The organism is Pseudobutyrivibrio xylanivorans, from assembly GCF_008935055.1.
Classification (GTDB): Bacteria; Bacillota; Clostridia; order Lachnospirales; family Lachnospiraceae; genus Pseudobutyrivibrio; species Pseudobutyrivibrio xylanivorans_A.
In genome coordinates this window covers 3,324,311-3,348,598 of the sequence record NZ_CP043028.1, presented here as the reverse complement: position 1 = coordinate 3,348,598, position 24,288 = coordinate 3,324,311, and the positions used below count along the sequence as shown (strand labels likewise).

Sequence of the window (24,288 nt, the reverse complement as noted above, 5' to 3'; positions counted from 1 at the left end):
AACCACATATTGTGGTTCCTTTTTGAATGCAAAAAACTTGATAATTGTAGGGAGAGGAGAATGTACGAAAAATACGTCAAACAAATTTTAGATACTATAATAGCTCTCTTGGCAATTATTATTTTAAGCCCGCTTTTATTAGTACTTACTATAGTGGGGGCAATAAAGATGAAAGGCAATCCGTTCTTTACCCAGGAACGGCCTGGTAAAGATGAGAAGATATTTAAACTAATAAAGTTTCGAACAATGACAAATGAAAAAGATGCAGATGGGAATTTGCTTCCTGATGAGGACCGTCTTATTCCATATGGCCAATTCCTGAGAGCGACTTCACTGGATGAGCTGCCAGAATTATTTAACATCGTAGGTCAATCTATGTCGGTGGTAGGGCCCCGTCCACTGCTACCGCAATACCTTCCATGGTATTCCGAAGAACAATCACACAGGCACGATGTTCGTCCAGGACTCACAGGTTATGCTCAGGCCCATGGACGTAACACTGTAGACTGGGATGATAAATTCGCTATGGATGTCGATTACGTTAACAACATTACCTTCTTGGGCGATGTAAAGATAATAATAGATACCGTTAAGGTCGTGCTAAAGCGTGAGGGTATTAGCTCAGCAACAAGCGCAACAATGGAAAGTTTTGTAGATTATTGTAAAGAAAAAGGTAGGCAACCAAGAAATGTCTAAAGAACAATGGAATCCAAAATACATAGAGGACCTAAAACAACGACGTGCAAAGGCAAAAGCTGGCGGTGGAGAAAAGAGAGTTGAAGCCCAGCATGCAAAGGGGAAACTTACAGTATGGGAGCGAATCAGCTACCTCTTTGACGAAGGTTCATTCCAAGAAGTTGGATCTTTGGTAGAATCCCGCTTCACTGATATGGGGATGGATAAAAAGAAACTTCCAGGCGATGGTGTAGTTACAGGTTTTGGGACAATCAATGGAGTTCCAGTTTATGTGGCAGCAGAAGATTTCACGGTAATGGGTGGAACCTATGGTGAGTATCACAGCCGAAAGATTGTCAGAATAATGGATATGGCTTTTCAATCGAAAGCACCATTTATAACCATAAATGATTCGGGTGGAGCTCGAATGGAAGAGGGCATAAGTGGTTTGGATGGCTACGGAGACATGTTCCTTAGACATACAAGAGCCAGCGGAAAGATTCCACAGATTGCCGTTATCATGGGTCCATGTGCTGGTGGCGCATGCTATGGACCGGCCCTTTGTGATTACGTGTTCATGGTGGAAAAGACAAGCCAGATGTTCCTGACAGGACCAGTGGTAGTAAAGACTGTATTGGGAGAAAATATCAGTACAGAAGAGCTTGGCGGGGCTACTTCACACAGTTCTATGAGTGGTGTTGCACACTTCAAATATCCATCCGAATATGAATGTTTGGATGGAGTGAAAAAACTTCTTTCATATCTTCCAAAGAATTATAGAGAAAAGCCAGTAAGGATTATAGGTAAGGCGAGAGATCATTCTGAAGAGTTACAGGAAATTGTAACCGACAATCAGAAAAGAGCATATGACATTCATAAAGTAATAGATACGTTTGTAGATGAAGGCTCATTCTTCGAGGTACATGAGGATTTCGGAAAGAGTATAGTCGTGGGCTACTGCAGGATAGATTCCGAGGTGGTCGGAATTGTAGCATCGAATCCAATGTTTCTTGGTGGAGCACTTGATATTGACTCCAGCGAGAAGGCAGCACGGTTTGTGAGATGTTGCGATTGCTATGGAATTCCTCTTCTTACATTAATAGATGTACCAGGATTCATGCCAGGTAGCAAAATGGAGCATGGTGGGATTATTAGACGAGGAGCAAAGCTTCTGTACGCATATTGCGAAGCATCAGTTCCCAAGGTAAGTCTCATCCTGAGAAAAGCCTATGGAGGTTCATATATTGCTATGAATAGCAAGGGCATGGGGGCAGATATAGTTTATGCTTGGCCGATTGCACAGATTGCAGTTATGGGAGCTGAGGGTGCAGTTGGAATCATGTATAAGCATGAGCTTGAAAATGCTGCCAACCCTGAGCAGGTACGACAGGAAAAGATTCAGGAATATAATGACAAGTTTATGTCTCCATATATCGCAGCAAAGCTTGGCATCATAGATGAAGTAATCAGTCCAGAGGAGACAAGAAGAAAAATAAGAACAGCTTTTGAGAGTCTAAGTTCGAAGGAGCGTAGTGAGATAGCATTTTCACACGGGAACATACCATTATGAAAAATATCGTAATCATTGGAGCTGGAGACCTAGGTAAAGAGGTTGTCTGGCTAATAGAGGACATAAATAAACATAATCCAAGCTACTTGATTCTTGGATTTCTAGATGATGATCCAGACAAGCTTGGTGGAGAATTTTACGGCTACAAGGTTCTTGGAAAAGAAGAGGATCTGGAGGAAATAGCAAAAAAGACACCTCTTTCAGCAGTTATCGCAATACAGGATGGCAAGGTCAGAAAAAGAATTGTTGAAAAGCATAAAGATTTTGATGCTTGGGAAAGTATAATTCACCCTTCAGCTGTAATAGCTCAGTCAAGCTCAGTTGGAAAAGGTGGTATGGTGTTCCCACAGGTGTCTATTTCAGTAGATACAAAGGTTGGTGATTTCAGCCTATTGTATATTAATGCAACTATTTGTAACGATTGCAGGATTGATGATTATGTATCAGTTATGAATGCAGCATCAGTATCAGAAAGATGCGAGATTGGAAGTGAATGCTTTCTGGCAGCAGGCTGTACCGTTTATCCGCATAAGAAATTAGGCAATCAAGTGGAAGTAGGACGATTTTCATTATTTAAATGAGAGGACGAGTATGAACGCATTTTTATTTCCAGGTCAGGGCTCACAGGAAGTGGGCATGGGCAAAGCAGAATATGAAACAATACCAGAAGCAAAAGAGTTGTTGGACAAAGCAAACGAAGTTCTAGGATATGACTTGAAGGATCTGATGTTTAATGGTCCAATAGAAAAACTTACTGACACACAGTTTGCTCAGCCAGCAATTTTCACTTGCTCAGCGATGCATTTGGAAAAAGCTAAAAAAGAAGGAATTACATACGATTATGTGGCTGGTCATAGCTTGGGAGAGTACAGCGCATTATATGCAGCCGGAGTTATCAGTTTTGAAGATGGATTGAAGCTAGTAGACAAACGTGGTAAAGCGATGGCTGCACAGAATGGTAAAGGAACCATGGCGGCAGTACTTGGATTTACTGAAGACGAGCTTAAGCCATATATGAATGATGGAGTGGTAATGGCAAATCTGAATTCCAAGACACAGATAGTTATTTCTGGAACCATCGATGGCATAGACAAGGTAGAGGCTGCACTTCAGAACTTGATTGAGACTGAGGAAGTAAAGTTTAGAAGGCTTACAGTATCAGCAGCTTTCCACAGCCCGCAGATGCAAGAGGCTGAAGATGCAATGAAAGATATTATCGTAAATACGAATTTTAATGAACCTAATTGCAATGTGGTTTCCAATGTGACAGGAAAGCCAACAAAGGATTTGGAGGAGATTAAAGATAATCTCATAAGCCAGATTACCGGTCAGGTGAGATGGAATGACAGTATTCTTAACCTTAAAGATGCTGGAATAGATCAGTACTATGAAGTAGGACATGGAGAGGTTCTTAAGAAGATGAATAAAGGCATCACCTTGAGACCTAAGTGTCAGGTGATTTAGTGGAGTAAATATGCAAGATTTAATAATAGTTGGAGCCAGCGGATTTGGGCGAGAAGTGTTAGGTCTAGTCGAGACAATTAATGAAATCAATCCAACCTGGAATGTTCTTGGATTTATTGATGATAATTTACAAGCCCTAGATGGATTTGATTTAGAATACAAAATCTTAGGAAAGATAAGTGAGTGGCAGCCAAAAGATAACGAGCAATATGTACTAGCGATAGCCGCACCTAAAGTTAAAGAGAAGATTGTTCCTATATTAAAAGAACGAGGTGCTAAGTTCGCCACAGTTATACATCCCACAGCTACAGTTTCAAGAACCTCAGCTATAGGTGAGGGATTAGTTTTATTTAGGCATGCTAGTATAAGCGTAAATTGTGAAGTGGATGAATTCGTTTTTTTTAATGCGTATGCTCAGATAGGACATGATGTAAAAGTAGGCAAATATTCGACTTTATGTCCTAAAAGTGCAATGGCAGGGGGAACAACACTTGGCGAATGTGTTTTTGTAGGAACATCTGCATCGACTTATCCTGGTATAAAGATAGGCAATGGAGCAACAATAGGAATGAATAGTGCTGTTATTAGAAACGTAAAACCTGGAACAACAGTAATGGGCGTTCCAGCAAAGGTAATGGTGTAAGAATAACTTTGGAGAAATAAATCTGTATGAAATACATAGATAGATACATTGAAAGAAAAAAATACTATCAGACAAGTAAAGGCACGTTTATTTCTATGATAGTTAATTATATACTATTTGGCTCGTCAATTAATGATTATTTCATGTATCGTTTTTACGAGTTGCCTTGGAGAGAAAAGAGTACATATATCACTTGCAAAAAACATAAAAAAATACAGCTGATAGAAAATAACACTGAAAACAAAGCGTGTTTCATAGATAAGAGTATATTTAATGAAATATTTCAAAAATATATTAAACGTGAATGGATTGATATTGACAAAGCTCATATAGACGAGATACAGGAATTTATTGATTCACATATTATTTTTTTTAAAAAAGATAAAACTGGATGTGAAGGAAAAGGTGTTGAAAGAATAGAAAATAATAAACTTGATGCAATTCAAATAAAAAATGAGTGGGGGGGCTATCTATTAGAAGAGGCGGTATATCCTTGTATAGAATTATCCGAGTTTTGCCCTGATTCGCTGAACACTCTTCGAATAACTTGTTTACGTACAAGAAAAAATAGCTATGAAATTATAAGTGCAGTATTAAGAATGTCTTCTAGCGGTCCACTTGATAACTTATATCAAGGAGCGATTATTGCAGATGTAGACGTGAATACAGGTGAAGTTTTAACAAGTGCAGTTAATCGAAAAGGAGAAGAATTTGCTATTCATCCACTTACAGGTAAGAAAATCAAAGGCTTTAGAATCCCCCAATGGGAGAATGTGATATCCATGGTTAAGGAGATGAATGGATTGGTTCCTGGTGTGGGATATATAGGTTGGGATATGGCAATTACAGCCGATAGAGGAGTGTTAGTAATTGAAGGAAATGATTGTGCTGATCACGATGTTCCACAATTAGCAAAAAGGAAAGGTATGTGGAACGAGGTTCGTGAAAAGTTACCACATGTTGTATAAGATTTATAATCTTGAAATGAAAAAATACTTTGAAAGGAATAGAGAAGTATGGCTAGATTCAAATTTGATAACATTAAGATTTCTGGAATTGCAAGTGCGGTACCAACCAAGATAATCAAAAGTACAGATTATAATGAGCGATTTGGTGAGGATGCTGTGCAGAAATTTGTTGATATGACAGGTGTTAAGGAACACAGAGAGTCATTATTACACCAAACTGCTTCAGATTTTGGGTATGCTGCAGCTGAGAAGCTCCTTACAGAAAAAAATATAGACAGAGAAACTATAGGTGTTTTACTGTTCGGCGCGCATAGCACGGACTATCGGCGGCCCGCAACTGCTTGCGTGTTACACAAAAGACTTGGATTAAGCCGAGAATGCGTTGCGTTTGACGTTGGTCTTGGTTGTTCTGCTTTTGTCTACTGTGTACAGATTGCTGCTTCATTGCTTGAATGTTCTCAAGAAAAAAGAGCATTAATAATAGTTGGTGAGACCATGACAAAAATGATTAATCCTGAGGATAAATCAGCGGCGATGTTATTTGGAGACGGAGGGGCTGCTGTCCTACTTGAAAAAGCGGAAGATAGTTGTATAGAAGGAAAATTATGTTCTGATGGTACTGGCTATCGCGCAATAATTGCCCCTGCTGGTGGTTTTAGAAATTTAGAGGATTCTCATGAGCCTATGGTTTGGGCTGATGGAAGTACTAGAACCTTATACAACACAAACATGAATGGAACAGATGTATTCTCTTTTACGGTTACTAAAGTACCTAAGACTATAAAAGAGTTTTTGAGCGAGACAGAACAGGATGTCACACAATTTGACTGCTTGGCATTTCATCAGGCAAATCAGTTCATACATCAGCAGCTAGCTAAGAAGCTTAAGGCGGATATAAATAAAATGCCATTATGTCTTGATCGTTATGGAAACACATCGGCTCCGGCGATACCGATTCTTTTATCTGATGCATATGGTAATGATAGAACTGGTCAAAAACTGAATGTATTGATGTGTGGATTTGGTGTTGGATTATCATGGGGCGTAATGTCAGCTCATATTAATACTGACGATATCCTACCAATTATAGAAACAGATGAGTTATTTGAAGAGGGCGTGATTCATTCGCCAGAGGATATGCAATGAGAAACATAATTGATTTGTCAGGAAAAAAATATTGATAACTGGTGCTTCGTCTGGGATGGGGGCGGAAACGGCAATCTTGTGCAGTCAACTCGGAGCTTCTGTAATTTTAGTTGCAAGAAGGGAAGAGAAACTCATAGAAGTGAAAGAAAAGTTAGAGGGGAATGGACATATCATTTTTCCTTTTGACTTGAGTAAAGTCGATGAAATAGAAGGATTGGTAAAAAGTATTATAACTGAGTCAGGCGCATTAGATGGTTTTGTTCACAGTGCCGGAATTAGTAGTACGCGTCCACTGAAAATGCTTAAACCTAGTCATTTGAGTGAGGTTATGAATATCAATTTTAATTCATTTGTAGAAATAACCAGATGCATAACAAAGAAGAATTGTTTTAATGATGGATTAAGTATTGTTGGTGTGTCATCTATATCGTCTACACTTGGGAATCAAACCAAAACCGCATATTGTGCATCTAAGGCCGCAATGGATGCTGTGGTGAGGTGCTTTGCCAAGGAATTTGCTAAAGATGGTGTGAGAGCAAACACTGTGTGCCCAGGAATGATTAATACTGACATATATGAAAAATTCAAAGACAATGCAGGCGATAGTTATGATGCGGAGGTAAGGATGTATCGTCAGTATTTGGGACTAGGAGAGCCGGCGGATGTAGCAGAAGTGATAGCATTTTTGTTATCAAATGCGTCAAGATTTATTACAGGTTCAAACATAGGTGTTGATGGAGGAATGTTATCCTCTTGAATATAGAAAAAGATAATATGAAGGAATAAATATATGGAGGATTTTAGAATGACTGATGAAATTAAATTAGAATTATTGGCAGATTTATTTGAGTGCGAAGTAGAGGATTTGTCAGCTGAAATGTCCGTTGATGAAATAGAAAATTGGGACTCAATGACCAAGCTATCACTAATAGTTCTGATGGATGATGAGTGTGGGAAGACACTTACAAGTGATGGAATAAAAGCATTTAAAACCGTTAGAGATATTATGGATTTTATGGGTTAAATCTGAAAATCTAAAGATATTCATCTTACTTTGGAGAGTTGAATTTGGAAATAAAGCAGTTTACCTGGGATGTGGTCGATTCCAATTCCTGGCTAGTAGTTGAAGATGGGCATGGGTTACTAGTGGATGCAGTGGATAGCCAAGATTTATTTGATACGATAGCAGTGCTCAAGGATTTAATTGTGATCGTGACGCATTGCCATTTTGATCATATCGTGGGGCTTAATAAGATTCGTGAATTGAGGTCAGATGTGAAGGCTATTTCCACAGAAAAATGTAGTGAGTACCTTGGTAATGTTCATCGCAATATGTCTGCTATCGCGACAACGTTTGTGAGCTTCTATGATGGAGAAGTCAAGCGAAATGTTAAAATAGAGCCATTTACCTGCGAGAAAGCCGATGACACATTTGATGTGATAAAAGAGTTTGAGTGGTATGGACACAAGGTTGTACTTGAAGCGGTTTATGGTCACGGAGATGATGGATTGCTAGTCATCCTGGATAATGAGTATTTATTTTCTGGAGATACGTTGCTAGGAATCCCGACTGTTACTAGCTTCCCGAGGGGGAGTACAAAGCGTTTCTGGGCAGAGGATGTACCGAGGCTGAGAAAATTAAGTAAGAGTGCGAGAACAGTATACCCTGGACATGGGAGTCCTGGTGAAATTGCGGATATGTTGGGGAAAATCATCAAAGGACGCGTGTAACATGCGTAAATATTCACTTAGTAATCTCATAGAATCAAAATACAAGCGAAGATGAATTTCAGGCCTACCTTGAAAAACGTGGCTGGATATTGAAAACTTCCATAGGCCAACCATTTCGGGCATATAAATTTGTTCCTCTACACATTAGGCTTGGAGCGGATTTTATTCCAGATTTCATAATTATAACAGGTCAGTCAGATAGTTTTATTGGTACAAGTAGATTATTAAAGAATGCTAGGAGATAAATAGTGAAAAAAAAGGCATTAATGGTATCTACAATAGTCGGATTTCTCGCAACATTTGAAATCAATGATATTAATATTTTGCAGGGAATGGGATATGAAGTTCATTGCGCATGTAATTGCAGCAAATATGCTGATGAAAAACGGATTGAAAAATTAAAAGCTCAGAATATTATACTCCATCATATACCATTTACACGGTCTCCTTTTTCAAAAGAAAATATTAGAGCATACAAGGAATTGAAGCAACTTATGATATCAGAACAATTTAACCTTGTGCATTGCCATACCCCGGTAGGTGGAGTGTTAGGAAGAATGGTAGCTCATAAGTGTCGAGTGCCAAACATACTATACACTGCTCACGGATTTCATTTCTATGATGGGGCACCGCTCAAAAACTGGATAGTTTTTTATCCGATAGAAAAGCATTTTAGCAAATATACTGATGTACTTATCACTATAAATAAAGAAGACTATAAGAGAGCATCTGAAAAGTTTAATGCAAAGAAAACAGTCTATATTCCGGGTGTTGGAGTAGATACTGAGAAATTTGCTATCTGTAAGATAGATAAAAGTGTAAAGCGAACAGAGTTGGGCGTGACGGATAATGATTTTCTGTTACTTTCAGTAGGAGAATTATCTAGAAGAAAAAATCAGAAGATTATAATTGATGCTCTTGGGGAAATGAAAGCTGAAGGAACTTTAGGAAACATTGTTTATCTTGCTGCTGGAAGAGGGACACAGGAAGAAGAGTTTAAGCTACTAATTAAAGAGTATGATTTAGAAGATAATGTAAAACTTTTAGGTTTTCGTTCAGATATAGATGAGTTATGCGAAGCCGTTGATTGTTTTGTGCACCCGAGTATTAGAGAGGGCCTTGGAATTGCTCCGCTTGAAGCTATGGCAGCTGGATTGCCTTTGATATCTGCGGATGTTAATGGAATTAGGGATTATACAGAAGATGGTGTGTCAGGTTGCTGTATTAATCCTAGTGATGTTGCTGCGATGGTCAATGCAATAAAGCGAATGCGTGATGATATGGAGTTTAGAAACTCATGCGCTGCAAATAATAGTAGGACAGCAAAGATTTTTGATATAAGAAATACAAATGAAATAATGGAACAAGTGTTCAAGGGGGGGTGGAGTCACCTTGAATATTTGGCAATTAGACAGCAGAAACGAACGGAATTAGGGCTTAAAGCAGATGATTTTGTGATTATATCCGTGGGAGAATTAAATGACAACAAAAATCACCAAGTTATTATAAGAACTCTTAAATTGATTCCAAATCAAATAAAGTATGTTCTGGTTGGTCAGGGATGTCTTGAATCTAAGCTGAAAGCTTTAACAAGCGACTTAAAAGTAGAAAATCGCGTAGTTTTTACAGGATTTAGGTCAGATGTTAAGGAATTATTATATGCTGCAGATTGCTTTGCCTTTCCGTCCAAGCGAGAAGGTTTAGGGTTGGCTGCAATAGAAGCGATGAGTGTTGGATTGCCCATTGTTGGGCATAATGTTGGGGGTATTAGGGATTTTGTAGTCGATGGAGAGACTGGGTGGTTGTGTAAAAATAATACGCATGATGAATATAAACGATTAATTCTTGAGGTGATGACAAATCCAATTGATACAAAACAAATTGAGTTAAAAGCGGAAGGATTTGCTAAGAGTAAGACTAATACAATAATGAAAGAGGTATATAAGTTTTTTTAAAGGAAATATAATTATGCAACGAGACACGATAGTATATTTTGGAATTATCCAGTTCGAATATAATAATGCAATGTGTCAACATGCAACAGGGATAAAGAAAATGATATCAGAGCTGGGTTATAAAAGTGTATTAATTGGTGTTGATAGTAGTGTAAAAAGTAGGTCCTACAAAAAAATAGATGAGGGTGTTTTCGTTGTGAATGACCCCAATAATATGAGTGAGCGATTAACGGAGTGTGTTTCTGCATCAGCAATAAAATCAATACTTCTTAACATTGATTGCGACAGGATTAAAGCATTTATAATGGCTGACTATCGATTTATTCCTATGAGGCAGATGCAAAAATTTTGTAGTGCAAGGAATATCAATTATGTGGTAGATATAATGGACTGTTTTGTTGGAGGTCGTAGCCTAGTCACCAAGTTAAAAAAAATCGATAGTGACATAAGAATGAAGTATTTTTATTCAAAAGTAGAAAGAAGAATATATATATGTAGTAGTTATATAGAGCTGTTAGGAGAAAGTGCTCATACGGTTGTGGTTCCTGGAGTTACATGGGAACAAGTAAAATGTAATAAGAACGTATCTAGTAAGATAAGATTGTCTTTCATGGGGAGACCTGGAAGGAAATGTGATAAAGAGAAGATTGACTGGATAATAAAAGGGGTTTATGAGGCAGGATTAACTGATAAATATTACGTGCAACTAGCTGGTTTTGATAGAGATGAATTCTTAGCATGTAATCCAAATTTAACGAAATATGTCACTGATAACATTCAATTCGTTGGGCGACTTTCAAAACAAGAATGTTCAAATTTACTGAAGGAGTCTGATTTTAGTCTTGTTATTAGGCCAGATACGGTTCTCTCAAAATATGGGTTTTCTACGAAAATAAGTGAGGCATTTTCATACGGTGTCCCGGTCCTTGCAACGGATACAAGTGATAATAGAAAATATATTTTAGACGGTGACAACGGATTTGTATGTGGATGTACATACGAAGATGTTAAGGCTTTGCTTATAAGAGTTAGCCAATTGACAAATGATGATATTGAAAGAATTAAAGACTATTGCTTTAACAATAATCCCCTTTGGTACGAGAACTATTTGGAGAAATTTTCAAGGGTAGTGGTTGAATAATGAAAATTCTAGAGATTAATGCTTATTACGATTTTGGAAGTACCGGTCATATAGTGAAGGACCTATGTATTGAGGGTTTAAAAAGAAATTATGAAATGTATGCAATCTATTGGCTCTGCCGAAAGAAGGAATGTACTTCAGCTAATGTAATTTACTGTGGTGAAATGTTTGAGCCTTCTAAAATGAGAAAACTTACGCAGTGGATTATAAACGGCGGAAGGTTGAATTATAACGATGATAGGACAAAAAGGATAATTAGCGAAATAGAAAGGATTGCCCCTGATATAATCCATTTGCACAATTTGCACGGAGATTTTGAACATGGTTCAATTAATATAGAAATGCTACTTACAGCAATTGCAAAACTAAAATGTAGAGTAATTTGGACATTTCATGATTGTTGGCCTATCACAGGAAGATGCTACTATTTTAGTTATAAGTGTTGTGATAAATGGAAAAGTGGCTGTGGAAATTGTCCTCAAAGATGGTTCGATCGTCAAGGAATAATCATAGATTATAGTACCGAAAATTGGTTAAGAAAAAAGAAATTGTACGAACAAATTGAAGATTTGACAGTTGTTACAGTTTCAAACTGGCTAAATGAAGTTGTCAGAGAATCAATGTTAAAAAATCGAAGAATTGTAACTGTTCATAACGGAATAGATACAAAGATATTTACGCCAGCAGAAGAAAAAATAGGTAATGATAAATTTAGAATACTGTGTATTGGATGGGATAGACGCAAGGGATACAAAGACTATTATAAATTATCGAAAATGTTATCGGAAGATGAAGAGATAGTGGTTGTAGGTCGAAGACCTATCTTTAGACGATTTCACAGGTTACCTAATAATATTAGACAGATTAGTCGTGCGACATCTAAACTGTCAATGGCAGAAATATATAGAAATGCAGATGTTTACTTTAATGCTTCTCCTGCTGAAACCTTTGGTCTTACAACAGTAGAAGCCTTGTCATGTGGAACTCCGGTTGTGGGATATCGAAACACAGCTACTACGGAATTACTAGAATCTACAGGGTGTGGCGCTAACTTGGCTGAAAATGGAAATGTTGAGAATGTAGTTAATATCATTGAGCAAATAAAAAACTCAGATGTTAATCGAAAAGCACTCCATGAAATCTGCAGTAGAATGTTTGAACACTCAATGATGTTGGAACAGTATGTTGAAATATATGAAAATCTGACATGAAATAATAGGGAGATATTAATGGAAATAAGTATAGGAACAAGTAGGGAGAGAATTCCTATTGTGATTATTGATCTGTATATCGGCCTTGCTTTAATTTTGTATTATATAGGTCCAGTAAAATTTCATAGTCCGTATTCAGCAATTATGGGCGTTTATATACTTGTATTCTTACTTATTGTTAATTGCGTCTATTTTAGAGTGATATACAGGCATAAAAGAAAACGATGTATTATGGCAATAGAGAGTTTTGCCTATGTTGCATCCTGCAAACCGATGCCGCTTTGGTTTTATATATGCGGTGCCATAATACCTTTTTTTATGGTAGCATCCTCTGTGAGAATAACTGGTTTTACTGGTTTAAGTGGAAGCTTAGCCACTTATATGGCGCAGGCTTATACGTTTGTCCAGTCTGGAGGGCGTTACCAAGAGGGTCTAGATTTGCCAATGTGGATATATATGCACTTTGCCGTTTTCGTATATTTAACAATTATTGATGGCATTTTATTTTTTAAAGATAATACAGTTGCAAAAAAAATATTATGGTTCACATCATTGGTGCTTTTGATTGCTTATTTTGTACTATTCAGAGGAACGCAAAAGACATTGGGAGATGTTTTTGTCATAGGCGCATCTGCAATTCTTGTAAGAGTATATAGCACTAATAGTATTAGGAAAAAACATAAAAAAAAGATGATATTCATGTTGACACTGTTAGTAGTGGGCTTTGCTATTGTTTTAGCAACAATAATGGGAGCTCGCCTTAATTATTTAGATGAAATCGGTTATAGTGCGTCCAGTATACACCGCAAGTTTTGGGACACAAATCTGAATTACCCATTATTGAGATTCCTACCGATGTCAACGAGAAGAGGCTTCGCGACGCTTGTTTTCTATCTCTGTAATGGATTGTGTGGATTATCGTACTGTCTTGCAAGCCCATTTACTTGGACTTATGGATTGGGAACATTTCCCGATTTGGCTGACGTCCTTGGAAGAAGATTTGGACTGAATATTTATCAGCATACTTATATGTATAAGGCATATGAAACATATGGTTGGCATCATAGTGAACAATGGCATTCACTTTTTCCATATTTAGCTTCAGACGTTACATTTATAGGTGCGTTAGTAGTTATGGGGTTCGTAACTTATCTATACGCTATATGCTGGATGGAAATATTAGATGGGAAAGGCTCATGGAGTATATTTTTATTTAGTGTAATGAATATAATATGGGTATACCTTCCATGTAATAATCAAATATTCCAAACACGCACTACAAGTTTAGTTTTTTTGATTTGCTTATTCATGTGGATTAGGAGAAATAAGAATGCATCAGGGAAAAGGATTAGAATCAAAATATAAAGGGGAAGTGTTTTATATTTCGCCTTATTTACCACAAGAAAAAAAATATGAAAGACATTTTTCGCCTGCAGCCCAGACAAAAGTTGGATATGTAAGAACTAAGCTTCAGAAGTATGTCACGACAACTGTCTGTATTAATTGTTCATTGACAGTTGATAATTCAGTAATTCTGCCAAAACAATTTAAGGATGACTATGGTTCGATACGAATTCTCGGATCAGTCTCATCTACTAAGCGTTTATTTTTGCCCATTTGTGGAGCAGTAATGCTCTTTAGTGTTTTCTTGTATGTTCTGTTCAATATAGGAAAAGAGGACACGGTTTTTCTTTATCACTCAGTATATTATGATCCAATTGTAACTGCTCTAAAAAAAATAAAACACTTTCGTATCATATATGAAATAGAGGAGATTTATGCTGATGTACGAAAACATGGTGTAGGAAGAGAAAAAGAAATATCACGCTGTGAAGAGGCTGCGGATGGATTTATTTTTCCTACGGAGTTGTTAAATGAAATTGTAAACCGAAATTCAAAGAAAAGTATAATCATATACGGAGCATATCAGCCCGTTTCAATAGTTAGAAAAGGAATAAATAAAAAAACGAGTATCGTTTATTCTGGGACTTTGATGAATGGAAAAGGGGCCCAAGAGGCTGTTAATTGTGCATCGGCTTTAGATGATCAGTTTGAAATACATATAATAGGCTATGGTAGCATCGACGAAAAAAGAAAAATAGTGGAGATGATAGAGGATAATTCGTCTATGTGCATGGTTTCGTATGATGGAATGAAATATGGTGAAGAATATATAAATTATATGACAAAATGTGATATTGGAATCTGTATCCAACCAAGCGATAGTCTTTTCAATGGTTCTTCATTTCCATCAAAGATTCTTAGCTATTTTAATTGTGGTTTAGCTGTAGTAGCTTCCGAGATGGAGTCATTGAAAAAATCAAAACTTGCAAAATACATCTATTTTTCAAGGACCGTAAACCCAGAAGATGTTGCTACTGCAATTAGACGGGCTAGTATGAGCCAGGTTAGCAATATAGACATTATTTTGGCATTAGATGAAGAAGTGTCTGAGAAAATAGAGGATATTATGTTGTCATAAAAGCAGTTTTAACATGATTTTTTGTTCAAGGCGACCTGAATATCTTAATAATAAATGCAAATCAACAGGCCTTTAGTATGAATAAAATTGATATTTTAAGAAGTAAATGGAAGAATCTGTCAGAAAATAACCGAATTGTGTTTGTGAATGTTATAGGGGCGTTTATAATTAAGGGATTATCATTGGTTGTTTCATTGGTCCTAACGCCTGCATATATAAGGTTTTTTAATAATGAAATAGTTCTTGGGGTATGGTTTACCATTTTATCAGTTATTAGTTGGATTCTAAATTTTGATTTAGGAATCGGCAATGGTCTAAGGAACCAATTAGCAGTAGCATTTACAAAAAAAGATTTTGCTGAATCTAGACGACTTATTTCATCAGCGTATTTAGTTATAGGAATTCTTTGCAGCACTATCATTGTGTTTTTTTTAGTTGTTTTCAGTTTTGTCAATTGGAATGGATTTTTCAAAATTGATATAAATATAGTTTCTAAAGAAGCATTGCAAACAACAGTAAAGATTGTTTTTGTCGGTCTCGTATTGCAGATATTTATAAAAATAATTACATCCGTATTGTACGCAATACAGAAATCAGCTATCAACAATGCAATTGCATTATCCACTTCGCTGCTACTTGCAATTGCAATGCTGATAGTACCTTCTAGAAGTAATGACCTAAATATAGTATCTCTTGCAATTATTTACGATATAGCAATATTATTTCCATATCTTATTGTATCTATATATATATTTACTAGCAAAAAATACAAGACTATATCGCCTAGCTTAGGCTACGTAAGTAAAGCTCATGCAAGAAAAGTCTTGTCCTTGGGGGGATATTTTTTCTTAGTTCAAGTGCTTTATATGCTAATTATGAGCACAAACGAGTATCTTATTTCACATATAACGTGTAGCAAGGATGTTGTAGAATATAAGATATATTTTCAGATTTTTACTTTGGGAAGTACGATATTTGCCTTAACATTAACTCCAACTTGGTCAGCAATTACGAAAGCAATTACCGAAAAAAATTTGGATTGGGTGAAAAAACTATATCATAAACTGCTAATTGGAGGTATCATTGGAGCGACTATAGAAGTCTTAATTGTTCCATTTCTACAAATTATATTTAATATTTGGCTCCGGGGGACCACAATCATTGCAAATATATATATCGGAATGGCATTTGCTATTCTCGGAACACTTATGATATTTAATGCAATACTTTCAAACGTGGCAAATGGTATAGGTAAGCTTAAAACGCAAATGGTTGCATTCCTTGTTGGGGCGGTTATAAAGATTCCAATTGCTGTCATATTAGTTCAATTTCTAGATTCATGGGTAGGAATAGTTGTAGCAACTGATATTGTTCTATTGCTATACTGCTTTGTTCAGCCTATAACTTTAAAGAACAATATTAATGATATTAAGGAATAGAATGTCTATAAATGTAAGTCTTATTATTCACACAAGGAGTTCACTTTTTTATTAGCATCTACAATGATTGCTATAATATGCTGAAAGCAAAAGGAGGACTTTACAATGTTTGAACAAATCAAATTAAACTATGAAACTAATGCTTTGGAACCATGGATTGACCAAGAGACCATCGAGACTCACCACGGCAAGCATCATGCTACTTATACAAAGAATTTCAATGATTTGGTCGAGAAGGCTGGTTTAACTGGCAAGTCAGCAGAGGAAATCCTTGCCAGTCTTGATAGTGTTTCTGACACGGCATTAAGTCAGGGGCTAAAGAACCAGGGCGGTGGATACTATAATCATAATCTTTATTTTGAGATGTTTTCACCTAATCCAGCTAAGGCTCCTACAGGCAAGCTGGCTGATGCCATCAATGCACAGTTCGGCAGTTTGGATGCCTGTAAGGAAGAGGTTTCAAAGCTTGCAGCTGCTCAATTTGGCTCTGGCTGGGCTTGGCTTTCTACTGATAAAGCGGGCAAGCTGTATGTTTCCAATTCCTTGAACCAAGATAACCCTATCTCTGAGGGCACCGGACGTATTCCTTTAGTTGCATTGGATGTGTGGGAGCATGCTTATTATCTGAAGTATAAGAATCTTCGCCCTGATTACATTAAGGCTTTCTGGGAAGTGCTGGATTGGGGGAAGGTTGAGGAGAGGTATAATAAGATTGTTGGATAGTTAATAAACAATAGGCAGGGCCTAGGCCCTGCCATTGAGCCATTTAACTTATACATTTTGTTGAACTGATAAATGGAATATATTGCTCTGTGGCTAAATTGGGTATATAATTAAGTCACAGAGAGGAGTTGATATTATGCAGATAGTTCCAATGAGAGATTTGAAAAATACTGTGGAAATTGAACGTAGATGTGCAGAGTCCAATGAGCCTGTTTTTGTAACCAAGAATGGCTATGGAAAGCTTGTTGTAATGGATATTGATTATTATGAGCGTACAATGCGAAAAATAGATGAAGCAGCTCTTGTGAATAAAGGCATAGCTGATTATGAGGCAGGTAGAGTTGTAGATGGAAAAAAATCGTTAAAGAAACTGAGGGAGAAGTATGGCATTTAAGATATACGATTATGACTTTACTGAAATTGCCGAAGCTGACATCGATGAAACGCTCTACTATATTTCTAATGAATTGTGTAACCCAAAAGCTGCCAAAGATTTTGTAGATGAACTTGATGATAAGCTAGCTGATATATGTAAGAGCCCTAAAAACGGTAGACTTGTTGTAAATGAATTTTTAAAAAGGGATGATGTAAGACGTTTCTTAGTTGATAACTACATTGCTTATTATATTATAGATGAAGCAAATTCAAAGATAGTAGTATTGCGTGTAGTTTATAGTAAAAGAAATCAAAATGAAATTTTAAAAAATTTATAAAAGTTGATTTTCAAACTTTGTAACTTTATTAGTTACGAGGTTTTTTATTCCACAAGTAAAAAAATACTATAAATAAAAGTTATAAAAAATCAGAGACAGAGGCTGAAACACAGCAGACAGAGTCAAATGAAATTAATTCTAATGATAAGCGAAAAAAAATAATGCCTCTCTCGTCGGCAAACGGGAGAGGCGCCTCTCACTGAGAGGTATAAGTTAATCTTTCTCGGGAGCATCCACTTTGGAGTGGGTGCTTTCTTATCTATAATATAACATCCTTCCATTTTGGGTTTCAATGGATTTTTCCTGATATATAAGATTTGTTTATTTAGATATAACTACGCAATTCTTCTTCCAAAAAGCCACACCAATTTTACGAACTTCTCCTTGCAAATCCATTGCATAGTCTTTGGCATCAATCTGTAATACGGCTTGTTCAGCACATGCGGTAAGCTTATCTTTTATTTTAGTTTCTGGCAATTCATCTTTAACAGACTTTACTTCAATGATAAAATTTGGATTGATAGTATCTCTGGCTTTCAATCGAATATCAAATCGTCCATTACCAGCTTCCCTATTTGATTGAATTTCATAATATCTATATAAGGTTGCACTCAAGCCTAGGATTAGCCCATGATAAAATCCTTCTGCCGCAGCATCATAATAGCTGATTGTTTCTTTTAGGAAGCTTTGCAATACATTTTGCAGTTCAATTGCATCGCCAGTCATTAGAGCAGTTTGAAATGCAATTGCTCGGTCCTGTGTCATCATACTATCTTGGCGTGAGAGAATTTCTTTTTCATATACTAATTGTATTTCTTTATTTGGAATCTTAAGCTCACACATCATATTTCCATCAAACATTGTTTCAGATTGTTCTATGGTGAGATAACCACCCATTAATAGGAAACTAAAAACACTTGATGGATTTTTTATTACTTCAGGATATATTACTGCTGTGTCTACGTATGCTTTTTTAGATCCACCTAGCAATAATCCGCGGACTTCGTCAAGTAGCTTTGTATCACCTTTAGATAAAAGTTCTCCAATTACATCATTACTTCCTGTAGACTGCCAGTATGCTTTTGGAATGCATTCGGCATCTACATAATTTAATACAGACCAAGGGTTGTAAATCTCTGTATCACCAAATTTGTATCCATCAAACCAATTCTTTATTTCAGTCAGCTTATTTCCGCATCCATAGTCGTTTAAAATCTTTTTAACTTCTGATTCTGTAAAGCCAAAGAATTCACTATATCTTTTCTCCAATACAGAACTAACATATAAATTGTTTAGGCCGCTGAATATGCTTTCTTTTGCGACTCTCAATATGCCAGTTAAGAATGCCATATGTAAATGTGGATTATCTTTAAGACCACCTGAGAGGAGATTGCGCATAAAAGCAACAACTTCATCATAAAAACCGTTAGTGTGCCCCTGTTGGATAGGGGTATCATACTCGTCTATCAGTATGAAAACAGACTCTTCTTCTGCAAGATGAAGCATCTCCGACAGTCTAGACAAAGTAGTCACCCATAATGCAGAATTTAACGTACCATCTACCACAGAAGAAAAAAAATCCTTGTCTATCTGCTGGATATTGGGGCTTTCAAGTATGTTACTATGTCTTCGATACTCCAACTGAATTGTATTTTTTAGATTAATGAGAGTCTCGTCCCAATTAGAAAATTTAATGTCTTTAAATGTAAAGTAAATTACAGGGTATTTCCCTTGTTCATTTGTATATTTACTACCTTGGCGCCATATGTTAGTTCCAGAAAATAAATCAGCTTTGCTATCAGCATTTTTCTCAAAAAATGTTTTCAACATATCCAAGTTCAAAGATTTACCGAAGCGTCTTGGACGTAAAAACAGTGCCACTTGTGGTCTATAATCAATAACGTCTTTTATCAATGCCGTTTTGTCAACATAATAGTAATCAGAAATAGCAAGTTCGAAATTGGATACTCCAATTGGAAGTGGAGCATACCTGTTCTCACTTCCCACTTTCCACCTCGTGTCAGCTGGTATGAGCCAACGATTTCCTTCTTTGTAGGCTCCTTGCACGAGTCCTTTCGCACAACAATCGTTAACCCAACGCTTAGTTTTGCCTATTTTATTAGCCATTTCTAAAGATGTGATATATGTCATTGTAACACTCCTTTTGAGTACATTATAAAACGGGGAGTGGGAAGTTTCAAGATGAAAACACTTCCCACTTCCCGCTATGAAAATTGGCATATAAGAAATATGTTTATGAGGGTGTGCTAACGACTCTCATAAAATAATGGTAGAATACCAACATAATGGTGTATAATTAAGGCTGTGATTTTATATGCTTATGAAGTCACAGCCTTATTTATTGTTAGATTAATATAGAAAGAAATTGGTACTTTATGGCAAAGCTTTTTACTATCAGCTGCCCATGTCACTTTGGACTTGAGGCACCTTTGAAACGAGAAATATACGACTTGGGATACGATATCACCGAGGTCACAGACGGTCGCGTCACCTTCACAGGAGATGCGGAGGCAGTGGTTAGGGCGAATGTTCACCTTCGCACAGCGGAGCGTGTCCTTATCGAGGTGGGCAGATTCCATGCCACCACCTTCGAGGAGCTGTTCCAGGGGATTAAGGCCCTTCCTTGGGAGGATTATCTTCCAAAGGATGCCAAGTTCTGGGTCACAAAGGCAACCTCTGTAAAGAGCAAGCTTTTTTCACTTACAGATATTCAGTCCATCGCCAAGAAGGCAATGGTTGAGCGCATGAAATCCTACTACGATATTCAGTGGTTTGAGGAGAATGGCGCTGACTATCCAGTGCGAATTTTCCTATTGAAGGATGATGTCATTGTCACATTGGACACCACGGGCACACCTCTTCACAAGAGAGGCTATCGTACCTACACCAGCAAGGCTCCACTTTCAGAGACAATGGCGGCAGCGCTTATCCAGCTCACACCTTGGCGCCCAGACAGAATTCTTGTGGATCCATTCTGTGGTTCAGGAACATTTCTGATTGAGGCAGCCATGATGGCGGCAAACATTGCCCCAGGTCTCAATCGTGATTTCACTTCCATGGACTGGACTAATATCATCGATGAGCAGCTTTGGAAGGATATTTTAGACGAGGCTCGCGCCGATGTAGACACTACAGTAGAATGCGATTTACAGGGCTACGATATCGACCCTGACATGGTAAAAATCGCCCGCCTCAATGCAAAGCAGGCTGGCGTTGACCACATGATACATTTTCAGGTAAGGGATGTGGGGGCTCTTTCACATCCAAAGAAATACGGCTTCGTCCTCACCAATCCGCCATACGGCGAGCGTCTTGAGGACAAGAAGGATTTGCCGGAAATCTATGGTAAGCTCGGCCGCGCTTATGCTTCGCTTGATAGCTGGTCTATGTTTGTTATCACCAGCTACGAGAATGCGCCTAGGGATATCGGCCGCAAAGCTGACAAGAATCGCAAAATTTATAATGGAATGATAAAGACCTATTTTTATCAGTTCCTTGGACCAAAGCCAAAGAAAAAGGACTAGAAAATGAAGCTTTCCAAGAGATTTTTGGTGTTTGTTCTTATTATTTCAATCACCTTGTTTTTGAAATTGAATAATTGGAACGACCGCTATGCAGCGGTGGAGACTTTCAGAGGTGCAGCACTTAACGAAGATGTGCTGTATCCTTTGATGTCCAAAAATCTCAACGATGGTGGAAAGCTAAAGGTATATATTAACGGGGAAATATACTCCGACCAGAATCAGAATGCCATTTTGGATGATGGCTTGAATCCTGTGGGCTCGCTGGATTTCATTAGGACTGTTATGGGCGGCTCGGCTTTCATGTTGGACGATAGCAGTGCCATGGTTCAGATTACAAACGACATCTACGAGTTCCTTGCGGGAAACAGGAATGCCACTGCCAATGGCGATGATTTGGAGCTCTCTATAAAGCCTTCTGTTCACGTGGGTCAGCTCTACGTGGGCTTGGAGGATCTTTGCAAAGTCTTCGGGTACGAATACACCTACGACAAATCCACTTATACAGCAAATATCAATATTAAAAAGCAGCCACGTCTGCCTAAGACATACGATCTACGTTCTGCGGGCAGAGTTAGCTTTATCAGAAATCAGGGCTCTACAGCCACTTGTTGGGCATGTGCATCTTTGGAGGCACTGGAGTCATCTCTTCTTCCGGCTAATCAGTTCAAGTTTTCCGTTGATTCAATGATAAAGGACAATAGCTTCAGCCTTGATGAAGAGGCTGGCGGCGAGTACACCATGGCGTTGGCATATCTGCTGTCATGGCAGGGTCCAGTGGAGGTTGAGGAGACTACTAATATCATCGATGAGCTTACAGGCGACACAGACAAGACCAAGGTTCATCTACAGGAGGTTCACTTCTACGATTCAGAAAATCTGGATGGCATCAAGCGTGCCGTTTATCAGTATGGCGGTGTTTCCACATCAATCTATGCCAGTGTTTCAACTGCTGATTTGAATGGTTCTTCAAGCTACAATCGCAGAACCAATTCCTACTGCTATACTGGCAATGCCAAGCCAAACCACGACGTGGTTATCATCGGTTGGGATGACAATTATCCTGCTGAAAATTTCAGCACAGAGGTGTCAGGCTCGGGCGCTTTCATTTGCCAGAATAGCTGGGGCAGTGGCTTTGGTGATAATGGAGTTTTTTATATTTCCTACTACGATTCAAATATTGGAAATCAGGCGGTTTCCTATGTGAAGGCTGACCTGAATAACACTTACAATTACATCTATCAGAGTGATCTTTGCGGCTGGGTTGGTCAGATTGGCTACAGCAAGGAATGGGCTTACGGTGCCAACACCTTTACCGCAGATTCCGAGCAGCAGATTGAAGCAGCAGGCTTCTATGCACTTGGCAAGGATACCAACTATCAGATATATTTCGTATCAAACTATATAAATACCAGCACCCTTTCATCGAAGGAAATGGTTGCATCGGGAACGGTGGAGCAGGCTGGATATTATACGGTGAAATTCAATGCACCGAAGACAGTAACAGAGGGAGAAAACTTCGCCATTGTTATTTACATCAACACACCAAACACGCTGAGACCGCTGGCTGTTGAGTACGCAAGTGACAAAATGACAAAAGCTGTGGACATTACTGACGGCAAGGGCTTCATCAGCAATAATGGTTTGGATTGGGAGAATGTTGAGGATGTAGCAAAAGCCAATCTGTGCATCAAGGCTTACGCGAATAATGTTGTGGAAGTATTTAACTAAAAATGGAAGAGAGAGTAATGGGGGCCTTTACGGTCGTTGTGCTGGCAGTTGTCATAGCGGTGAGCTGCCTGCTGATTTATGTGCCAAACATGCACATAATTGCTCTGAAGCTTCGGGATAATCGCCTGGAAGGCGGCAGAGTTTCCGTTATGGAAATGCTGAGGGAATCCGAGGTGGAGCTTGAGGAAAACGACCCTGAGACTAGGGAAAATGTGCTAAAGGGGCATCAGATTCGATTGATGCTGCCACAGAATGTTACAAGCGCTAGTGTTTCAATTGATAATAATTATGTAGACAGAACAATCGCTATCACCATCAATGGTATTGGCAAGGACTATTTTTCAAAATATCCTATGCGTGGAAATGCGGACAATATCGTGGATGTCATCTATAACAGTGAGAATCTTGTGGGCGTAATTGAGCTTACAATGGACGATGTTCGCGAGGTCAAGATGACCTCCGAGGGAGAGTACATTTATCTTGATTTTGTGGACCCACACGAGGTTTATGATTATGTGGTTGTAGTTGATGCAGGCCATGGAGGCAATGTTCCAGGCGCTACCAAGATGGGTGTCAATGAAAAGGATTTGGATCTTGCAATCGTCCTTGAGCTGAAAAAACTGTTCTCAAGGAGTGACAAAAATATCGGAGTATATTACACTCGTACAGAAGATTGCAATCCGTCCTTCGAAGCCAGAGTTGGTCTTGCAAACGATACTGATGCGGACTTGTTCTTATCGGTTCATAACAATTCCACCGCTTCAGGACGTATGTCCTCAATCAACGGCACAGAGGTTATGTATAAGGGCGCCGACACAACCGGCGAGTCAAAGAAGTTCGCTAGCATGTGTCTGGAGAGGCTCCTTGAAAATCTTGGTTCCAAGTCCAAGGGCACAGTGGTGGGGGACGAGGTGTACATCATCAGAATGTCTAATTCACCAGTAGCATTGGTGGAAGTGGGTTTCATGACCAATGCACAGGAGTTGGAAAATTTACAGAATCGTGAATATCAGAAGAAAACTGCGGAAGCGTTGTACGACGCGGTTGTCGAATATTTATATGGCCGGTAGCTAACAAGCTAATAGGTAACTCAAGTGAATCATGTAGATGAGCGGAGTTACCTATTGTTTGTGAGTGTAACCGGCGTGGAGGAA

23 protein-coding genes are annotated in these 24,288 nt (G+C 38.1%); 22 read left to right on the top strand and 1 reads right to left on the bottom strand.

The features are described from left to right. The first annotated feature begins 60 nt into the window (after window positions 1-60). The 19 genes from FXF36_RS15010 (at window position 61) to FXF36_RS14920 (ending at window position 17,861) form a co-directional block, all read left to right on the top strand. Window positions 61-696, top strand: a complete 636-nt coding sequence (locus FXF36_RS15010; protein ID WP_151625484.1) for a sugar transferase — start codon at window positions 61-63, stop codon at window positions 694-696. Then, on the top strand, window positions 689-2,245 hold the full coding sequence (locus tag FXF36_RS15005; protein WP_151625482.1) for an acyl-CoA carboxylase subunit beta: 1,557 nt from the start codon (window positions 689-691) through the stop codon (window positions 2,243-2,245). The genes FXF36_RS15010 and FXF36_RS15005 overlap by 8 nt, the downstream gene beginning before the upstream one ends. Further along, window positions 2,242-2,826, top strand: a complete 585-nt coding sequence (locus FXF36_RS15000) for a PglD-related sugar-binding protein (RefSeq protein WP_151625480.1) — start codon at window positions 2,242-2,244, stop codon at window positions 2,824-2,826. Before FXF36_RS15005 ends, FXF36_RS15000 begins: the two co-directional genes overlap by 4 nt. A 10-nt stretch (window positions 2,827-2,836) precedes the next feature. Beyond that, entirely contained in the window at window positions 2,837-3,709 is an 873-nt protein-coding gene (gene fabD / locus FXF36_RS14995; RefSeq protein WP_151625478.1) for an ACP S-malonyltransferase, read from the top strand. A 10-nt stretch (window positions 3,710-3,719) separates the two neighbouring features. Continuing rightward, window positions 3,720-4,352, top strand: a complete 633-nt coding sequence (locus tag FXF36_RS14990) for an acetyltransferase (protein ID WP_151625476.1) — start codon at window positions 3,720-3,722, stop codon at window positions 4,350-4,352. A gap of 26 nt (window positions 4,353-4,378) precedes the next feature. Beyond that, window positions 4,379-5,320, top strand: coding sequence for a sugar-transfer associated ATP-grasp domain-containing protein (locus FXF36_RS14985; RefSeq protein ID WP_151625474.1), 942 nt, complete (start codon window positions 4,379-4,381; stop codon window positions 5,318-5,320). A 48-nt stretch (window positions 5,321-5,368) separates the two neighbouring features. Next, window positions 5,369-6,466: a 3-oxoacyl-ACP synthase III family protein gene (locus tag FXF36_RS14980; RefSeq protein ID WP_151625472.1), complete on the top strand. Its 1,098-nt coding sequence runs from the start codon at window positions 5,369-5,371 to the stop codon at window positions 6,464-6,466. Between the two features lie 31 nt (window positions 6,467-6,497). Then, window positions 6,498-7,223: an SDR family NAD(P)-dependent oxidoreductase gene (locus tag FXF36_RS14975; protein WP_263008653.1), complete on the top strand. Its 726-nt coding sequence runs from the start codon at window positions 6,498-6,500 to the stop codon at window positions 7,221-7,223. 48 nt (window positions 7,224-7,271) lie between these two features. Next, complete coding sequence (locus tag FXF36_RS14970; protein WP_151625468.1) at window positions 7,272-7,490, top strand: acyl carrier protein; 219 nt, start codon at window positions 7,272-7,274, stop codon at window positions 7,488-7,490. 44 nt (window positions 7,491-7,534) lie between these two features. Continuing rightward, complete coding sequence (locus FXF36_RS14965) at window positions 7,535-8,197, top strand: MBL fold metallo-hydrolase (RefSeq protein ID WP_167511415.1); 663 nt, start codon at window positions 7,535-7,537, stop codon at window positions 8,195-8,197. Window positions 8,198-8,445: 248 nt separating this feature from the next. Beyond that, window positions 8,446-10,152, top strand: a complete 1,707-nt coding sequence (locus FXF36_RS14960; RefSeq protein WP_151625464.1) for a glycosyltransferase — start codon at window positions 8,446-8,448, stop codon at window positions 10,150-10,152. Between the two features lie 13 nt (window positions 10,153-10,165). Continuing rightward, a complete protein-coding gene (locus FXF36_RS14955) occupies window positions 10,166-11,293 on the top strand; it encodes a glycosyltransferase (RefSeq protein WP_151625462.1) in 1,128 nt (375 codons plus the stop codon). Continuing rightward, window positions 11,293-12,504: a glycosyltransferase gene (locus tag FXF36_RS14950; protein WP_151625461.1), complete on the top strand. Its 1,212-nt coding sequence runs from the start codon at window positions 11,293-11,295 to the stop codon at window positions 12,502-12,504. Before FXF36_RS14955 ends, FXF36_RS14950 begins: the two co-directional genes overlap by 1 nt. An 18-nt stretch (window positions 12,505-12,522) precedes the next feature. Next, window positions 12,523-13,869, top strand: coding sequence for a hypothetical protein (locus tag FXF36_RS14945; RefSeq protein WP_167511414.1), 1,347 nt, complete (start codon window positions 12,523-12,525; stop codon window positions 13,867-13,869). Next, the gene (locus FXF36_RS14940; protein ID WP_151625457.1) at window positions 13,835-14,986 is read left to right on the top strand and encodes a glycosyltransferase; all 1,152 of its coding nucleotides are present in this window, start codon (window positions 13,835-13,837) and stop codon (window positions 14,984-14,986) included. Before FXF36_RS14945 ends, FXF36_RS14940 begins: the two co-directional genes overlap by 35 nt. Before the next feature lie 77 nt (window positions 14,987-15,063). Continuing rightward, a complete protein-coding gene (locus tag FXF36_RS14935) occupies window positions 15,064-16,425 on the top strand; it encodes an MATE family efflux transporter (protein WP_151625455.1) in 1,362 nt (453 codons plus the stop codon). A gap of 105 nt (window positions 16,426-16,530) precedes the next feature. After that, on the top strand, window positions 16,531-17,148 hold the full coding sequence (locus tag FXF36_RS14930) for a superoxide dismutase (protein ID WP_151625453.1): 618 nt from the start codon (window positions 16,531-16,533) through the stop codon (window positions 17,146-17,148). 136 nt (window positions 17,149-17,284) lie between these two features. After that, window positions 17,285-17,542 (top strand): type II toxin-antitoxin system Phd/YefM family antitoxin, encoded by a 258-nt coding sequence (locus FXF36_RS14925; protein ID WP_151625451.1) that lies wholly within the window; start codon window positions 17,285-17,287, stop codon window positions 17,540-17,542. Next, window positions 17,532-17,861 carry a type II toxin-antitoxin system RelE/ParE family toxin gene (locus FXF36_RS14920; protein WP_151625449.1) on the top strand — a complete coding sequence of 110 codons (330 nt, stop codon included), beginning with the start codon at window positions 17,532-17,534 and terminating at the stop codon, window positions 17,859-17,861. Before FXF36_RS14925 ends, FXF36_RS14920 begins: the two co-directional genes overlap by 11 nt. Before the next feature lie 321 nt (window positions 17,862-18,182). On the opposite strand, the gene FXF36_RS14915 is transcribed toward FXF36_RS14920, so the two are convergent. Continuing rightward, window positions 18,183-20,012, bottom strand: a complete 1,830-nt coding sequence (locus tag FXF36_RS14915) for an AAA family ATPase (protein WP_167511413.1) — start codon at window positions 20,010-20,012, stop codon at window positions 18,183-18,185. 245 nt (window positions 20,013-20,257) lie between these two features. Between FXF36_RS14915 and FXF36_RS14910 the strand changes: the two genes are divergently transcribed. Genes FXF36_RS14910 through FXF36_RS14900 form a run of 3 tightly spaced genes read left to right on the top strand, consistent with a single transcriptional unit; the run spans window position 20,258 to window position 24,204 of the window. Continuing rightward, window positions 20,258-21,406 carry a THUMP domain-containing class I SAM-dependent RNA methyltransferase gene (locus FXF36_RS14910; RefSeq protein ID WP_151625445.1) on the top strand — a complete coding sequence of 383 codons (1,149 nt, stop codon included), beginning with the start codon at window positions 20,258-20,260 and terminating at the stop codon, window positions 21,404-21,406. 3 nt (window positions 21,407-21,409) lie between these two features. Beyond that, complete coding sequence (locus FXF36_RS14905) at window positions 21,410-23,134, top strand: lectin like domain-containing protein (protein WP_151625444.1); 1,725 nt, start codon at window positions 21,410-21,412, stop codon at window positions 23,132-23,134. A gap of 2 nt (window positions 23,135-23,136) precedes the next feature. Beyond that, window positions 23,137-24,204 carry an N-acetylmuramoyl-L-alanine amidase gene (locus FXF36_RS14900; protein ID WP_151625442.1) on the top strand — a complete coding sequence of 356 codons (1,068 nt, stop codon included), beginning with the start codon at window positions 23,137-23,139 and terminating at the stop codon, window positions 24,202-24,204. Window positions 24,205-24,288: the final 84 nt, after the last annotated feature.

Excerpts from the sequence above, each read along its gene's own strand:
- FXF36_RS14905 (WP_151625444.1), top strand. The coding sequence starts at position 21,410 with ATGAAGCTTTCCAAGAGATTTTTGGTGTTTGTTCTTATTATTTCAATC.
- FXF36_RS15010 (WP_151625484.1), top strand. The coding sequence starts at position 61 with ATGTACGAAAAATACGTCAAACAAATTTTAGATACTATAATAGCTCTC.
- FXF36_RS14920 (WP_151625449.1), top strand. The coding sequence starts at position 17,532 with ATGGCATTTAAGATATACGATTATGACTTTACTGAAATTGCCGAAGCT.
- FXF36_RS15005 (WP_151625482.1), top strand. The coding sequence starts at position 689 with ATGTCTAAAGAACAATGGAATCCAAAATACATAGAGGACCTAAAACAA.
- FXF36_RS14915 (WP_167511413.1), bottom strand. The coding sequence starts at position 20,012 with ATGACATATATCACATCTTTAGAAATGGCTAATAAAATAGGCAAAACT.
- FXF36_RS14930 (WP_151625453.1), top strand. The coding sequence starts at position 16,531 with ATGTTTGAACAAATCAAATTAAACTATGAAACTAATGCTTTGGAACCA.
- fabD (WP_151625478.1), top strand. The coding sequence starts at position 2,837 with ATGAACGCATTTTTATTTCCAGGTCAGGGCTCACAGGAAGTGGGCATG.
- FXF36_RS14935 (WP_151625455.1), top strand. The coding sequence starts at position 15,064 with ATGAATAAAATTGATATTTTAAGAAGTAAATGGAAGAATCTGTCAGAA.
- FXF36_RS14985 (WP_151625474.1), top strand. The coding sequence starts at position 4,379 with ATGAAATACATAGATAGATACATTGAAAGAAAAAAATACTATCAGACA.
- FXF36_RS14945 (WP_167511414.1), top strand. The coding sequence starts at position 12,523 with ATGGAAATAAGTATAGGAACAAGTAGGGAGAGAATTCCTATTGTGATT.
- FXF36_RS14910 (WP_151625445.1), top strand. The coding sequence starts at position 20,258 with ATGGCAAAGCTTTTTACTATCAGCTGCCCATGTCACTTTGGACTTGAG.
- FXF36_RS15000 (WP_151625480.1), top strand. The coding sequence starts at position 2,242 with ATGAAAAATATCGTAATCATTGGAGCTGGAGACCTAGGTAAAGAGGTT.
- FXF36_RS14900 (WP_151625442.1), top strand. The coding sequence starts at position 23,137 with ATGGAAGAGAGAGTAATGGGGGCCTTTACGGTCGTTGTGCTGGCAGTT.
- FXF36_RS14950 (WP_151625461.1), top strand. The coding sequence starts at position 11,293 with ATGAAAATTCTAGAGATTAATGCTTATTACGATTTTGGAAGTACCGGT.
- FXF36_RS14925 (WP_151625451.1), top strand. The coding sequence starts at position 17,285 with ATGCAGATAGTTCCAATGAGAGATTTGAAAAATACTGTGGAAATTGAA.
- FXF36_RS14955 (WP_151625462.1), top strand. The coding sequence starts at position 10,166 with ATGCAACGAGACACGATAGTATATTTTGGAATTATCCAGTTCGAATAT.
- FXF36_RS14990 (WP_151625476.1), top strand. The coding sequence starts at position 3,720 with ATGCAAGATTTAATAATAGTTGGAGCCAGCGGATTTGGGCGAGAAGTG.
- FXF36_RS14980 (WP_151625472.1), top strand. The coding sequence starts at position 5,369 with ATGGCTAGATTCAAATTTGATAACATTAAGATTTCTGGAATTGCAAGT.
- FXF36_RS14970 (WP_151625468.1), top strand. The coding sequence starts at position 7,272 with ATGACTGATGAAATTAAATTAGAATTATTGGCAGATTTATTTGAGTGC.
- FXF36_RS14940 (WP_151625457.1), top strand. The coding sequence starts at position 13,835 with ATGCATCAGGGAAAAGGATTAGAATCAAAATATAAAGGGGAAGTGTTT.